Origin of the sequence: Streptosporangium sp. NBC_01755 (assembly GCF_035917995.1) — a bacterium.
GTDB lineage: Bacteria > Actinomycetota > Actinomycetes > Streptosporangiales > Streptosporangiaceae > Streptosporangium.
On record NZ_CP109131.1, the window covers coordinates 736,277 to 751,533 of the forward strand.

General features: G+C 66.2%; 7 protein-coding genes and 1 pseudogene. 1 reads left to right on the plus strand and 7 read right to left on the minus strand.

Annotated elements, in window-relative coordinates:
• Window positions 1–733: 733 nt before the first annotated feature.
• Complete coding sequence (locus OG884_RS03090; protein ID WP_326641908.1) at window positions 734–8,707, minus strand: polymorphic toxin-type HINT domain-containing protein; 7,974 nt, start codon at window positions 8,705–8,707, stop codon at window positions 734–736.
• Between the two features lie 649 nt (window positions 8,708–9,356).
• On the opposite strand from OG884_RS03090, the pseudogene OG884_RS03095 reads away from it, so the two are divergent.
• Window positions 9,357–9,512: pseudogene (locus OG884_RS03095) on the plus strand (flavin reductase family protein); the annotation flags it as partial.
• Window positions 9,513–9,559: 47 nt separating this feature from the next.
• Here OG884_RS03095 and OG884_RS03100 read toward each other — a convergent pair.
• From OG884_RS03100 to OG884_RS03125, 6 genes are all read right to left on the minus strand, one after another.
• A complete protein-coding gene (locus OG884_RS03100) occupies window positions 9,560–10,498 on the minus strand; it encodes a nucleoside hydrolase (RefSeq protein ID WP_326641910.1) in 939 nt (312 codons plus the stop codon).
• A 1-nt stretch (window position 10,499) separates the two neighbouring features.
• On the minus strand, window positions 10,500–11,249 hold the full coding sequence (locus OG884_RS03105; protein ID WP_326641912.1) for a glutamine amidotransferase: 750 nt from the start codon (window positions 11,247–11,249) through the stop codon (window positions 10,500–10,502).
• A 10-nt stretch (window positions 11,250–11,259) separates the two neighbouring features.
• Window positions 11,260–12,279: a phosphotriesterase family protein gene (locus OG884_RS03110; RefSeq protein ID WP_326641914.1), complete on the minus strand. Its 1,020-nt coding sequence runs from the start codon at window positions 12,277–12,279 to the stop codon at window positions 11,260–11,262.
• A gap of 68 nt (window positions 12,280–12,347) precedes the next feature.
• A complete protein-coding gene (locus tag OG884_RS03115; RefSeq protein WP_326641916.1) occupies window positions 12,348–13,349 on the minus strand; it encodes an ABC transporter permease in 1,002 nt (333 codons plus the stop codon).
• The gene (locus tag OG884_RS03120) at window positions 13,346–14,119 is read right to left on the minus strand and encodes an ATP-binding cassette domain-containing protein (protein ID WP_326641918.1); all 774 of its coding nucleotides are present in this window, start codon (window positions 14,117–14,119) and stop codon (window positions 13,346–13,348) included. The genes OG884_RS03115 and OG884_RS03120 overlap by 4 nt, the downstream gene beginning before the upstream one ends.
• A 17-nt stretch (window positions 14,120–14,136) precedes the next feature.
• Complete coding sequence (locus tag OG884_RS03125) at window positions 14,137–15,120, minus strand: substrate-binding domain-containing protein (RefSeq protein WP_326641921.1); 984 nt, start codon at window positions 15,118–15,120, stop codon at window positions 14,137–14,139.
• Window positions 15,121–15,257 lie beyond the last annotated feature (137 nt).

Genomic DNA, 15,257 nt, shown 5'->3' on the forward strand with positions numbered 1-15,257 from the left:
CATCGAACGCATGGCGGGCGCTCTCGACGACCACCCCGAAACGTAGCCGTCAGAAAACGATCACAGCCGCTGTAGCCGTCAACGTAGCCGTCAAACCAGGTTCGGCACCCCAAGTGAGACCGTCACAAGGGGTGCCGAATTTCTATTTACAGGCCGACAAGAGACTAAGCAAGATTGAACCGTAGAACAATCCAGTCCGCTAGGATGCCGCCCTCATCGGCAACCGCCATCAAATAGATTCCGCCAAGACAGCCCTCCGGAATCCCTTCAAAGCAGGTTCAACTTTGAAGCGATCAAACCCGAGCCCTACGAGATGAAGGAGAATGCATCGGATTGGCTCCATAGAGCCTTCACGGTTTAACCGTTCAGCCTCTTCGGTGCAGAGTCTTATAGTGCGAAATACGTGTTCCTCTATTGCCTTATCGTTAAGCTTGGCAGCATTCTCGTCAGGTCGGAGATCCTTCAAAGGGAGCGGCGGGGTCGCCAAGATAGTTCTTGGGGATCCGTCCTGCAAGTGGTTGACGAGTGCCTGGGCCTTTCCGATCTGAGGGGATCCTCCGTACCGGTCATGCGCGAACGTGAAGGAAACGATCTCTGCGTCGCAGCCTTCTCCAGCTGGGGGAACGCGGCCCACACGGAACTCCAGATTGGGGAGATCTTGCAGGCCCTGCATCCATGGATTTAGTGTTCGCTCAGCCGATGAGGCGATCACGTATTTCATTCGTCTCGCTTATCAACAACTCGATTGCGGCATAATACGGGGCCTTCCCAACTCGTCGAGCAGGTCAGTCGGAAGGGCGACCCCACCACCAGGAACATCAGCCGTGGGCGGCATAATGCTGCTCGGCGGAATCTTTCCCTTTTGAATGGTGGTTCGAGTCACTGTGTACGGCCCTTCCTGTGGACGTACGCCATAAGCTCTACGCCCGTACTCTCTGGCACCTTCTTCAGTAAAAGCGAAGTACTTCGTCTCGTAACCCAGCGGGTTATGATATGAGCGATTTCCGTGAATACCTGCAAGCTCAGAATCTTGCACAGCGCGCCAGAGATAAATCTCGTCATCGCCGAGTCCACGTCCAGGACCAGCATTATGGACCAGGATAGCTTGGTCGCCTGCGAGGACATGGTAGGTGTGTAGGCCCTCGACTGTCAGGTTGTGGACGCGTTGGGGGGTGGTCCACTTCTTGATGGCGGTGAGTTGGACGTAGGTGCCGGCGCTGGTTCGTAGGAGCATGCCGGGCTGGAGTTCGCCGGCCTTGACCCACTTGCGGAGGTCGGGGACCCAGAACGGGTGGCCATCCGTGGCGACCAGTGTTCCGGATTTGCCGGTCGTTCCGTCCGGAGTGACGGTGATGCGGACGAGGTGTTTTTCACCGTCGCCGGTGATCAGGTGGCTGACACGCCTGGCGGCGGTCAGTCCTGTTGCCGCGTCGGCGGCTACCACCCAGTCGCCTACCTCGACGTCTTCGATCGGCTTGGTGGTGCCGTCGGCCATCAGGACCTTGGTGCCCGGGACGAAGCTGTTGAAGCCGGAGGGTGAGCAGGACACCGGCGGGGGTGGTGGGGCGTCGGGGTACCAGTCGGGATCGACGCCGGTATCGGGGACGGGGAAGTTACGCGAGCGAGCCGTGCCGTTACCTAAATCGTTGCCGGAACTGGGCACACATCCGGACACCGAAGTGGAGGACAAAAAGCCGATGGATTCGCTGCAAGCGTCTCTTCCGCAGTTTCCTGGATTCCAGTCCTCGCATGAAATTCCCCCGCCGCCACCGCCACCGGTAGCACCATTGATTTCAATGCCGACATGGCCGCCATAACTTCTGCAAGGTCCCAGAGTACATAGGTATTGTTCCCACTCGCGCGGAGTTCGGCCTGATCCCGGACCGCGATCTTCTGTTCCATTGTTCGGGTCGTTTTTGAATTCTTTACTGTTCGGATCAAAGTCGGGTTTGTACGGCTCGGACTTCTTGATCTCCGGAGGCTTTGGAGGCCTTGGAGTAGAGCTGGTAGTGTTGCAAGTCGTGCATGGTCCGGAACTGCCACTGGTTTTGCTGGTTTGCTTAACTCGCGCAAGAGGAGCCCTGGTCGACCTTGGGGGATTCCAGGGCCTGGTGTTGGGCTGGAGCTTTGTATTTGAATTGTTGAGCGTGAGCGGCTTTCCGTGTATCGAATAGTAAACTATGCCGCCGATAAACATATACTGTCCGACTCTTTTGGCAAGCCCTCGGCCTACTGCCCCAATAACTTTAGAGGCGAAGGAAGGTTTGGGAGGTGACTTAGTGGCAGGCTTGGGAGGTGAGTAAGTTCCTCTCCCTCCGCTAGTATCCATAGCGTTCCAATGGCCCGAAGGGTCGCTATTAACCATCGGATTACCGTTGCCATAGGTGTAACGATTGGCCTGAATTGACGGTTGAGGGTTAAGTGTCCAGTCGTCGCGGGAGGTGAAGGCGCCGGTGCCGGGCTGGTACCAGCGGGCGTGCATATTCACCTTGCCGGTATCCGGGTCGGTGTACTCGCCCTGGTAGCCGAGGCTGCGCTGGGTGCCGGCGCGGTGGGTGACCTCGCCGAAGGGGTCATAGGCGGTCGAGTCAACCAGGGCGGTGCCGGAGAAGGTGGCGACCAGGTCGTCGTGCAGGTCGGTCATGGACCCGAGAGCGGCTGTGCCCCCTTCCTGGAGGCTGAGCAGGCCGCCGAAGGGGTCGCGACCGTACTTGGCCAAGGTGGTGTTGGCGCCGTCGGCGACGGTGGTGATGTCGTTTTCCAGGCCGGAATAGACGAAGCGTCGCTGATCGGCACCCTTGGTACGCGAGGTCATCCGCCCCAGGGCGTCGTAGCCGTAGGTGGCGTCGCCGTCGGAGATGAGGCGGTCGAAGGCGTCGAAGGTGAGGTTGCGGGTGACGCCGGCCTTGGTCTCGGTGGCGGTGGTGCCGCGCGGGGTGTAGGTGTAGTCGGTACTGCCGCCGGAGATGAGCCGGTTGCGCTCGTCATAGGTGAAGGTCTTGGCGTCGGCTGTGGTGCGGTTGCCCGAGTCGTCCCACGTGTAGGCGGTGACGGCGCCGCCGGGGGCGGTCCAGGAGGTGAGACGTCCGGCATGGTCGTAGCCGTAGGTGTTGGTGCCCGCTCCCGCGGTGCCGGTGGTGGTCTTGGTGGTGAGGTTGTCGTCCTTGTCCCACCCATAGACGATCTTCGACAGCTCGGTGCCGGAGCTGTTCTTCAGGCTGTGGGAGGTAAGGCGGTCGACGGTGTCGTAGACGTAGCTCTGTGTGTTGACCGGGCTCGCTGAGGTCTTGCTGGTGAGCCGGTCGGCGTTGTCGTAGCCGTAGGTCCAGGTGCGGCCCGTCACCGGGTCGCTCGCGGTCTTGAGTCGGTCGGCGTTGTCCCAGGTGTAGTTTGTCGTCCCCGCCGGGTCGACGCGCTGGGTGGGGTTGCCCACGGCGTCGTAGGTGTAGGTGGCGACCTGGTTGGTGGCCTTGGAGACCTTGGTCAGCAGGCTGCGGTCGTTGTATTCGAGGGTGTAGTCGCCGATCGCGGTGAGGCGGCCCGCTGCGTCGTAGGTGAAGTTCCGCGTCGGGGTGGTTACCGAGGCGCCGCTGCCGCTCTCCTCGACCACCTGGCCCAGGGGGTCGAAGGTGCGGTCGATGCGTACCCCACCCGGCTGCAGAATGGAGACGGCGTTGCCTGCGGCGTCGTAGACGCTGGTCCAGGTCCGGTCAGCGGCGCCTGGATGGGCGGCGGTGGATGGTTCGATGACCGACTCGACCAGACCGAGGGTGTTGTAGCCGGTCCAGGTCGCGTTGCCTCGGCCGTCGGTGGTGCGGGTGCGCGCGCCGGTGGCGTCGTAGCCGAACGTCGTCGTGATCGACGTGCCGGTGGTGACCGGCTCGATGAGCGAGGTCATCTGGTCCGTGGCATCGAAGGTGCGACGGGTGATGCGCCCTTCGGCGGAGGTGGTACTGGTCGGGTTGCCGGCCGGGTCGTAGCCGAAGCCGAAGGTGCGAATGGTGGTCCCGGTGCTGTTGAGGTCCTTGGCGGCGATCTGTCGTGCGGCCAGGTCGTACTCTGCCTCGGTGGCGTTGCCCAGCGGGTCGGTCACTTTGGCGGTTCGGCCAAGGAAGTCGTAGGCGACGGTGGAGGTGTGGATGAGCGGGTCGGTCACGGCTGTGACCTGTCCGGCGGCGTTGACCGTGTAGTCAGTGGTCTTGGGGCCGGGGGCGACGCTCTTGGTGAGGTTGCCCGCGGTGTCGTAGGTCAGCCTGGTGGTATGCGCCGCAGTGGTGGGGGTGCGCTCGACTTGCGTGCTGGTGATCTTTCGGCCCAGATCGTCGTAGGTGGCCTCGACGCGCGCGCCGGTGGGATCGATGACCGCGAGTTGCTCACCCAGCAGGTCGTACTCCGCCAGCCAGACGCCACCCGGCCCGGACGGGCCGGGTTCGGTCACCTTGACCGGGCGTCCCAGCGCGTCGTAGACGGTGGAGGTGACGTAATTGCGCGGGTCGGTGACCGTGGTCTGGCGGCCCGCCGCGTCGTAGCCGAAGCTGATCTTGGGGATGACGGCGCTGCCGCCCGGCGGGGTGTAGGAGGGGGCGATCGCCGAGGTGAGGCGTCCGGCCTTGTCGAAGGTCGAGGTGAACGTTCTTCCCTCGGCGTCGACCGTGTGGGTCGCCAATCCGGCATTGTTGTAGCCGTACTTCATCGTGGGCCGCCCGTCGGTGGCGGACCCGTTCTTTTCGATCTTCACCTGGGGGGCCTTCGACTCCACGAGCTGGCCCAGGAGGTCATACCGCATCGTGGTCGTGAAATCGGCGGCTGTGGCGCCGGAGACGTTGCCGCGTGGGTCGGTGGTCGCGGTCAGCAGACCGCGGTCATCGTAGGTGTTAGTGGAGACCAGGTCGTCGGCGCCGTTCTCCACGCTCTGTTGGGTCACCAACCCCAGGGCGTTGTAGGTGTACACCGTGGACTCCACCCGAGTGCTGCCTGCCCCGGTGAGGTTCTCACCGGTGACATTGTCGGTCGCGTCGTAGGTGTAGGCGATCTTGCGCTTGAGGGTGGCAGGGTCGAAGGTGCTGGAGGTGAGACGGTTCGCGGCATCGTAGGCGTAGTCGACGGTCTCCATGCCCCCACCGGTCACCTGCTTGCTGAGATTGCCGGCCGCGTCGTAGGTGTTGGCCTCCACCACCACCTCCGCCGTCGTGGTGGAGCCGTTCAGCCGGACATCATCGCCGATCACCTGGGACAGACGGTTGTCTGTGAAGTAGGTATAGGAGGTCTTGCGGCCCATCGCGTCGACCTGGCCGGCCAGTCGGCCCGCAGGATCATAGGAGAAGGACCCCAGGACCACATCCTGCGGGGTTTGCGGCGCGACCGGGCTCCCCGTCCAGTTCTTGATCGTCGTGGAGGTCAGCTCACCGCGCTTGGTGTAGGCATAGGTGAAGACAGTGCCCAGCGGATCAGTTGCCGATGCCTTGGCGCCGGTGCTGTCCCAGGTAGAGCGAGCCACACCACCTTCAGACCCGGTCATCGTCTCTAGCCGACCTTTGGCGTCGTAGGTGTAAGTGGTCGTGCTTGGAGGGTCGCCGCCGGTCAGGTCGGTGAGGGTTTCGGTGAGCGGGTTGCCGTCGGCGTCGTAGGTGTAGGTGGTCTTGGCCGTGTGAGTGACATCGGTGACCTCGTTCTTCACTCCTGGCTCGGTCCGCGTGAGCAGGCGCCCGGCTCCGTCGTAGGTGAACGTTGTGGTGACTCCGCCGGGGGTGGCCTCGGACACCTCCGTTTGGGAGATCGTTCGGCCCAGCGAGTCATAAGCGAACTGGATTTTCAAGCCGGACACGGTGGTTTTCTCTGCCAGATCACCGGCGAGACTGTAGCGGTAGGTCGTCTCGTTGTCCCTGGCGTCCTTCTCTGTCTTCACCAGTCCGGCCGGGGTGGTGCCGCCGCCGACGGCGGGTTCGGTGCCGTCGGTGTAGGTGAAGGTGGTCGCCCGGCCGTTGGGGAAGTCGGTGGTGGCCGGGGTGGTCTGCTTGAGCGTTTCGCCGTGCTGGTTGTACTCCCACTTGGTGGCGTAGGTGTTGTCGGTGGCGCTGGAGGAGCGCGCGTCCCGCGAGGCGATCGGCCGGTCGTTGCGGGCGTCGAACCGGTCGTTGGTGTTCAGGTAGTACGCATGGCGCTCGGTCTGGCAATTATTCGTGCTCCGGCATTGCTTGACCCCGACAAGGTTGCCGCGTTTGTCGTAGAAGCGCTCTGTCACGTTGTTGTTCGGGTCCGTGACCGTCTTGAGGAAGCCGCCGGTGTCGTACGCGTACTTGGTGACCTTGGCGAGCTGGTCGCTCCGGCTGACCAGGCGGTAGCCACGCCAGGCGTCATAGACGTAGGTCAGCGTCTCGGTGCGCGGGTCGGTGACCGTCACGGTGGACTGGCCGGTCGTCCGGTTGTAGGCCAGGGCGCCGATCTGCCAGGTGCCCCCGTTGGCATCGACGTGCGTTGTGAGCCGTTCGGTTGCCGAGTCGTAGGTGTTGGTCGCCCATACCCGCCCCGACGGCAGCGTGATCTTCGTCAGCTTGTTCGGGGCCTCGACCCGGGCGGCGTAGTGCGCCGCCACCTCGGCTTCGGTCAGCGGCCGGTCATAGGCCGCGATCTCGTCGACGGTCCCGGCCAGCCCGCCGCCGATCCGGGTGAAGCCGCGGTTGTCGGCGGCCACCGGCTGGGTCAGCGTTCCGGCGGGGAGGCCGTCGAGGTAGAGGGTCTGCTTGTCGGCGGCGACGGTGAACACCAGGTGGTGCCACGCACCGTCGTTCACCACGGCGGTCGAGACGATGGGCGAGGCGGTCGGCCGCAGCGAGGCCCGTAGTTTGCCGTCGGTGCCCACCTGCACCACCGGGTCCAGCGTGCTGCTCCACTCTCCCGAGGAGACGAGGCGGCCCGTCCCGGTGGACTTGAACCACAACTCCACCGCTCCCTGCTGATGTAGTCGTGGCATGAGGCCCGAGGGCAGCTCCACATAGCCCGAACTCGTCAGCTCGACCGCGGTGTCGGTACTGCCGGCCGGCGCTCCCGGACGCCCTCGGGTCGCCCCGGAGTAGGAGGCCGAACCGGCGCCCCAGCCCAGATCGGCCGCATTGCCGGAGGCCTCACCCAGCCGCCAGTAACCGAACGGGTCGGCGTCCTGGACCGAGCTGCGATACAGCGATCCGGCGCCGTACTCGAAGCTGGTGCAGGCGGTCGTCGGCGCGCAGACCTCGGTCAGGCGGTCACCGGTGTAGGAGTAGGTCCAGGTCAACGGCGCCCCGTTCACCGGGGCGGTGGACACGGTGGTGACGTGCGCGCCGGTCCAGGTGAACGACAGGGACCTGCCGCCGGTCGCGGTGACCTCGCTCAGTTTGCCGTCGGTGCCGTAGGTCAGCTCCTGGCCGCGGCCCTGGCTGTCGGTCGCCCGCAGCAGCCGGCCCTGGGTGTCGAAGAGGTAGGAGGTGGACGACTTGTCCATCAGCCGCCAGCCGCCCCCGGTGACCGTCGCCAGGGTGGCGTAGGTGCCCGGCGGCGGCTGGAAGGTCCCGTCCCCCTTGTCGGCGAAACGCACTGTGCGCCCGTCGGGGTAGGTCACCAGAAGCGCCTCGAAGCCGCGGATCGTCTCCGGCACGATCCGCATGTCGAAACGGGTCGACCAGCCCGCCCCGAACGCGCCGTCACGGCGCGGGTCCATGCTGTTGTAGGAGCGCACCACCGACAGGGGCAACCCCGCGGTGTTGACCACCGCGTCGGTGAAGGTCGTCGTGTAGTTACCGGTGGACTGGTGGAACTCCTGGCCGTTGACACCCCGGGCCGACAGGTTCGAGGTGATCGTGGGCTGGCGCACTCCCATGGTGAAGGAACGCGTCGAGGAGTATCTGCCCTGACCGCCGATGGTGGAGGCGTCGGTGACGTACACCCGCCACCAATACTCCTTGCCCCACGACAGCAGTCCTTCGGGCAACGGCCACTGGCCGGACAGTCCGCAGCAGACATTGTCGTAGTCGTCGGAGTTCACGCAGTTGCCCGACATCGACGGACTGTCACAGACCTGGAAGTCGAAGCCGGCCACGCCGCCGGCCCACGAGGTCACCGTCGCCGACAGCGTCGGCTGCAATGTCATGACCAGTGCCTCGTCGGCGGGGGTCATGGAGGTGACCGTCGGAGCGGGGGGCAGCGGACACGCTCCCCGGTCCGCCCATACCCATGAGAAGCCATTCTCCGGCGGCGTCGTATTGGCCCATCCCGCGATGGCCTGAAGCGCCTCCCAGATCCGGCCGGCCGAGGCAAGCCGATCCCCCTGCGCGACCGCGTAGTTGGACCGCCATGGTGAGACGCTTCCGCACGGAGGGTCTGCGAGCGCCTGCATCGACAACGTGGCCTGTTTCCGCTGTTTTTGCTGTTTCTTCGACAGGGAGGGAGCCGTCGTGGTGGAAGGCGCCGCTTCCTTGACGAACCGGCCTTCGAGGGGCAGCGCCTTCTTCGGTGCGGCGACTTCCTTCGAAGGGGATTTCACCTGCACCGTTGTCGCCGTGCGGTCCGTTCCCACGAGGGAGGGCAGACCGGCTGCCGTTCCGGACAGTTGAACCGGCGCCGGCTCGCCCCGCACGGCAAGGGACGCGATGGCCGGATTCAAGTCGGCGACCGCCGGTTCCGCGTGCAGGAGCAGAAGGCCGGGGATCAGCGTCACCAAGGTGATGAGACTCACGCCGGTTGAAGATCGAGACGAACGGCCCCATGACAACAAGCGGCGCATACGCCGTCATCCTCCGAACACGTCAGCGCGAGAACGAGCGTCCCCGCGTTACCCCAGTCCGTCATGGGAACCGGACGAGGCCGGAGCTGACGGTTCAGAGTGCGTCAGGTGCAAGCAAACGACCAAAAAGTACATATAGATCACTTAAGTCCGCAAGATCTCCATAAGGAACAAATAAAGAGCGCGACGGTCAGGTTTGGGGAGATGAGATATCGAACACGTGAGTGAGATGTGACGCATAGTCGTGGAGTGGCGAGATGAAAACGACGACGCGGAGGGAAGGTGTGATCACCTTCGGTCGTCTCGCGTGGCTCGCCTGGGAGCGGTTTCCTTAAGAGTCCAGCTCACGCCTGGTAAGAGGCGGCGGCATCCATGAGAAACCATGACGAAAGACATATTTTCGGGCATCCGCTGGTGACGAGGGCGTCGCATCATCGGTGACGAGCGTGACGGGAAGTCTGTGACCGGATACGGTCAAGATCGACTCCGCCTGGAATCGGTCCTGACCGGCAAAAGCCTGAGACGGGCGGCCTTGCCAGGCGGCGACGGAGCATCTGCCCGGCTCCGGGATGATTGCCGCATGAACGAGTTCGTCGAGTCCATGGCCCAGGTGGTGACCGGGGTGACGGTCGTCACGGTGAAGGACGAGCGGGACGATGTGGGGGTCACGGTCGGCACGTTCGCCTCGATCTCGCTGGATCCGCCGCTGGTGATGGTGAGCCTGGACAACGCCGGATACCTCAACGAGCTGCTGCTCCGGCACGACCGCTGGGCCGCCGGTGAGCGCCACTCCGTGGCGGGGCCTCAGCGTCGGCCGAGGGTGTCGATCGCGCCGATCATGAGATCCCAGAACCGGTCCCGGTCGAGTACGGTCCCGACGTTCGCGTTGGGCTCCCAGTCCATCCGGCCGTGCAGGTCGGCCACGGTGGCGCCCCGGGTGTGCGTGCCGTCCAGTTCGACCCGCAGGCCCACCCGGACGTGGGTCAGGACCTCGGGGTCGATCAGGTAGGCGAGGGTGATCGGATCGTGCAGCGGGGGCGCCTCGAACCCCCACGTCTGGTGGTAGCTGGAGCCGAAGAAGGTGAGAAGTTCCACGCAGACCCGGGCCAGCGGGGTGCCGAGTGCGGCGATGCGGTCGAGTACGTCGGCGGTGACGAGCGCCTGGTGGCTGACGTTGAGTCCCACCCAGGTGGTCGGGATGCCGCTGCCGAGCACCTCCGCCGCCGCCTCCGGGTCGGCGTGGATGTTGAACTCGGCGTAGGGCGTGTGGTTGCCGCGTTCGGTGGAGCCACCCATGATCACGATCTCGCGAATGCGGTCGCGGTCGCCGGGGTGACGGCGCAGCAGCGTGGCGATGTTGGTCAGCGGCCCGATGGCCACGACCGTCACCGGCTCGTCGGCGGCGGCGAGTGTGTCGTGGATGAGCTCGACACCGTGGCGCGGATCGAGGGGCACGTCGGGCTCGCCGAAGGCCGGGCCGTCCAGCCCGCTCTCACCGTGCACGTAGTCGCCGATCTCCAGCGGACCGGCGAGCGGCCGGTCGCAACCGGCCGCGACCGGTACCCCGGTAACCCCCGCCAGGCTGAGCATCCGCCGCGCGTTGAGAGCGGTCTTCGCCACGGTCTGGTTGCCGGCGACGGTGGCGACCGCGCGCAGGTCGATCGCCGGGTCGGCCACCGCCAGCAGGATGGCCAGGGCGTCGTCGTGACCCGGATCGCAGTCGAGGATCACCGGGATCGGCATGTCAGATCTCCTTCGCCAGCCAGCGCACGGACCGGGTGAAGAGGGTGCGGTACCCCTCCCAGGTGACGAACTCCTCGGGGCACCAGTGCGGGGCGATGTCGGAGGCCCAGGCGAGGGTACGGCCCGCCCCCGCCTGCCGTACGGCGAGCAGCGGGTCGGCGCCGACGGTGGCGAGCAGCCGGGCGTCCTCGGGGACCTCGAAGCGGTTGTAGCCGAGCAGGTCGGGCCAGTCGGAGGGCAGCCCGTCCACGATGGGGTGGGCCGGGTCGACGACGACGCCGGGAAGACCCTGCGGGGTCTCCACCCGGTCGTCGTAGGGGGAGATCCGGGCGGGGAGCACCCGCTCCACGGGGGTGCCGTGGAAGGCCGCCTTCGCCTCGAAGCCTTGGAAGCTGAGGTAGCCGCCGGCCATCGCCAGGCCGCCGCCCTGCTCCACCCAACTCGCCAGCAGGTCGAGCCGGTTCGCCGACTTCCTGCTGTGCAGCCAGGTGTCGGGGTGCAACAGGATGCTGTTGGCGCCGATGTCGGAGAGCACGACGACGTCGTAGGCCGACAGTTCGTCGAGCGTCCCGGGGAACAGCTTGGGCACGTCGTGCGCGGGCAGGTGGTCGACCTCGATGCCGTCCGCGACCAGTACGTCGCGCAGCGGCTCGAAGCCGGTGTGGTAGGTCGTCGTGGTGAACGCGTCGAACCCCTTGTAGTGGGTCGACACACTCATCCACGACTCGCCGGCGACCAGCACGCGGGTCATATTGTCTCCTTCAGGGTGTCTTCGGGGTGGTGAAGAGCTCGCGCGGATTGGCGACGAGCAGCCGGTCGGTGTCCTCGGGGGTCAGCCCGTGGCGGTGCAGACGCGGCACGAAGTGCGTGAGGATGTGCGCGTAGCCGGTTCCGCCGTACCGGACCAGCATGGTCTTGAGGAACACGTCCTGGGAGAGCAGCAACCGGCTGCCCAGGCCGGCGCGGACCAGCCAGGCGACGGCTGCGGCGTTCTCCTCGTCGCACGGCGACTGGCCCTCGCCGGGGTAGAGGTAGTCCATGCCGCACATGTCGTATCCGAGGTAGGCCCCCCGGGCGGCGAGGGACACCTGGTGGTCGCGCTCACGCAGGCTGGGGTTCATGTGTGACAGCACGGTGGCCGGGAGGAGGCCGCCCTCCTCGGCGATGACGTCGAGTACCCGGTGGCCGTGCCGTACCCACCCGGGCAGGTGCACCGAGAGCGGCGCACCGGTGCGGGCCTGGGCCCGGGCGGCGCCGCGGAGCACCTTCTCCTCGGCCGGGGTGAAGTCCGGGGAGATCCCGATCTCGCCGATCACCCCGGCACGTACTCCCCCGGCGCCGTCGACCAGATCCCGCTCGATCTCGTCGGCGACGTCGGCGGCGCTCATACCGCGAACCCGGGCCGGGTGGGTGCGCTCCAGGTAGAAGCCGCAGCCCATCACGATGTTCAGGCCGGTGGCACGGGCGATGCGGACCAGCTCCGCCGGGGCGCGGCCGATGCCCTCCGGGGTGACGTCCAGCACTGTGCGGCCCCCACGGGCCGCAAACCGGGCCACCTCCTCGATCGCCACACCGGTGTCGTCGAGGGACACGTTGTCGCGGGAGAGGTAGGGGTCCTGCCGCAGCCGGCCGAGGAACTCCATCCGCACCGGCGAACCGGCGATCAGCTCACCCTCGGCGTCGCCCTCGGGGGCGGGGTGCCAGGCACTGGCGCCGTCGTTGCGCAGGTGCTCGTGGCAGAGCGTGATGCCGAGCTCGGCGACGGGCACCTCGCCGAGCACCGTGGTCGCGGTCGCAGTCGCAGTCGCAGTCGCAGTCGCAGTCGCAGTCGCGGCCTCGGCCCGACCGGTCATTTCCGCACCGCGCCGAACCTCGCCCACAGCTTGTTGTTGGCGAAGATGGCCAGCAGCAGGATGCTGCCCTGCACGATCTGCACGTAGAACGGCGAGACGTGCAGCAGCACCAGGCCGTTGGCGATGACGCCGAGGGTGAGGGCGCCGAAGATGGTGCCGAGCATGCTGGCCCGGCCGCCGAACAGGCTGGTCCCGCCGAGCACGACGGCCGTGATGACCTCCAGCTCGAACCCGGTGCCCGCGTTCGACGACCCGGAGCTGAGCCGGGTGGCGATCAGCACTCCGGCGAGCGCGGCGGCCAGACCGGCCAGCACGTAGACGATGAGCCCGATCTTGCGGGTGTTCACACCGGTACGGCGCAGCGACTCACCGTTGGAGCCGAGACCGACCACGTAGCGGCCGAACGGCGTGCGCGTCAGGACCAGCCAGCCGAGCAGCGCGATCACCACGGCGAGGACGGCCGGCACCGGCACTCCGGCGATGCGGCCCTGGCCGAGCTGGACGATCCACAACCCGCCGTCGATCGGAGTGGAGTAGCCCTCGGTCGCGCGCAGGGCGGTGCCCCGCAGGATCGAGAGCATGGCCAAAGTGACGATGAACGCCGGGATGCCCTGGTAGGAGGAGAACCAGCCGTTGACGAACCCGATCGCCGCGCCGAGCGCGAGGATCGCGATGAGCGCGAGGGTGGGGTCCCAGCCCTGCTGGAGGACGATCGCCAGCAACGATCCGGACAGCGCGACCGTCGAGCCGACCGACAGGTCGATGCCGGAGGTGCTGATCACGAAGGTCATCGCGACCGCGACGATCAGGGTCGGGGAGATCTGCCGGATCAGGTTGAGCAGGTTGCCGACGCTGGCGAAGCGGTCGGCGGAGAACGAGAAGAAGATCAGCAGTAGGACCAGCATGGCCCCGATGGCGATGGTCTGGGCGTGGCTGCCGATGTGGGCGCTGACCCGGGCCGACCGGGTGGTGACCACCCTCTCGCTGGTGACGGTCATGACCGTGCTCCCTCGGGCTGGTCGTGGGCGACGATCTCCGACACGAGCCGTTCCAGGCTGGTGGTGCGGGCGTCGAGGTCGGCGCGGAGCGTCCCCTCGTACATCACGCAGAGCCGGTCGCAGACCCGGAACAGGTCCTGGAGGCGGTGGGTGATCAGAATCACCGAGACCCCCTGGGAGGAGACGGTCTTGATCAGTTCCAGCACGGTCTCGACCTCGGCGACGGCGAGCGCGGCCGTGGGCTCGTCGAGGATGAGCAGCTTGGGGCCGAAGGTGACCGCGCGGGCGATGGCGACCGCCTGCCGCTGGCCGCCGGAGAGCCCGCCCACCGGGATGTCGGTGAGGGGGATCCGGATGTTGAGCGCGTCGAGTTGCCGGCGCGCGTCCTCGTGCATCCGCTTGATGTCCAGCAGCAGGCCACCGGCCCGGCGCGGTTCACGGCCGAGGAACAGGTTGCCCGCCACGTCGATGTCGTCGCAGAGGGCGAGGTCCTGGTAAACCATCTCGATTCCCAGCTCGCGGGCATCGCGGGGGGTGGCGAAGGACACCTGGCGACCGTCGAAGACGATCTGCCCGGAGTCCGGCACCACGGTGCCCGCGAGCACCTTCATCAGGGTGGACTTGCCGGCGGCGTTGTCGCCGACCAGTCCCACCACCTCGCCCACGCCGACCCGCAGATTGGCCCCGCGCAGCGCGTCGACCATCCCGTAGCGTTTGCGGATGTCGCGCATGACCACACGGTCCGCGCCGGTCGCCTCGTAGTCGGTCATAGGGGTCTCTCCGCCGCTCACTTGAACGTGGAGCGGTATTTGTCGACGTTTTCCTTGGTCACGATCGTGACGGGCACATCAATGGTCTTCTTGGCCTGCGCGCCTCCGATCAGCGCCTTGACCTCCTTGACCGCCTCGTAGCCCTCGGTCCTGGGGTCCTGCTGCACGACTCCGGCGACGAAGCCGGCGTCGATGCCGCCGATCACTTCCGCGGTGAGGTCCCAGCCGAAGACCTTGACCCGGTCGCTCGCGTTCTGCGACTTCACCGCGGCCACCGTGCCGAGCAGCGCGGGCTCTCCGGTGGCGTACACGGCCGTGAGGCCCGAGCGCGAGGTGAGCAGGTTCTCGGCGGCGGCCAGGGCCGCCTCCTGCTTGTTCTGCCCGTCCACGGTCTGGACGATCTTGGCGCCGGCCGCCTCGACGGTCGAGTTGAAGCCGTCCTTGCGCACGTTCTGGATGAATGAGTTGAGCGCGCCGACCACGCCGATGTTCGGCACGGACACGTTCTGCTTCTTGGCCCACTCGTTGACGAACATGCCCATCTGCTTGGCCGCCTCGGCGTTGTCCACGCCCACCTGGGTGTCGACCGCAGGGGAGTCCACGATCGCGTCGACGGCCACGACCTTCAGTCCCGCGTCCTTGGCGATCTTGACGGCGGGCTTGATGCCCTCGACGTCGATGGCCACCACGATGACGCCGTCGAACTGCTGCTGGACGAAGTTGTCGATGGCCTCGTTCTGCTTCACGGGGTCGTCGTTGGCGTTGAAGATCGTGAGGTCGACGCCCGCCTCCTTCGCGGCCTGCTGGGCGCCGGCGTTCATCTCGTTGAAGAAGATCGCCTGCTGGTTGATCTGCACCAGGCCGATCTTCGGCTTTTCTCCGCCGTCGGCTGAGGGCGCGGTGTCGGAAGCGTCCGTGCCGCCGCATGCCGCGGCCAGCAGGCCGGTGGCAAGGATTGCCGTGACGGCGGTCAGGCGGGTGAAGCGAGTCGGTCGTGCCATCGAATCAGCCTTTCGAGACGCTGATGCAGGGGGTTTGGTAATCGATTACCAATATCCGGGGATGGTAGCGACCAGGGCAAACGCTCGTCAAGGTGACGTAAGGCCGCAGACGCTCTATGGTTCTAACAACCCGCACC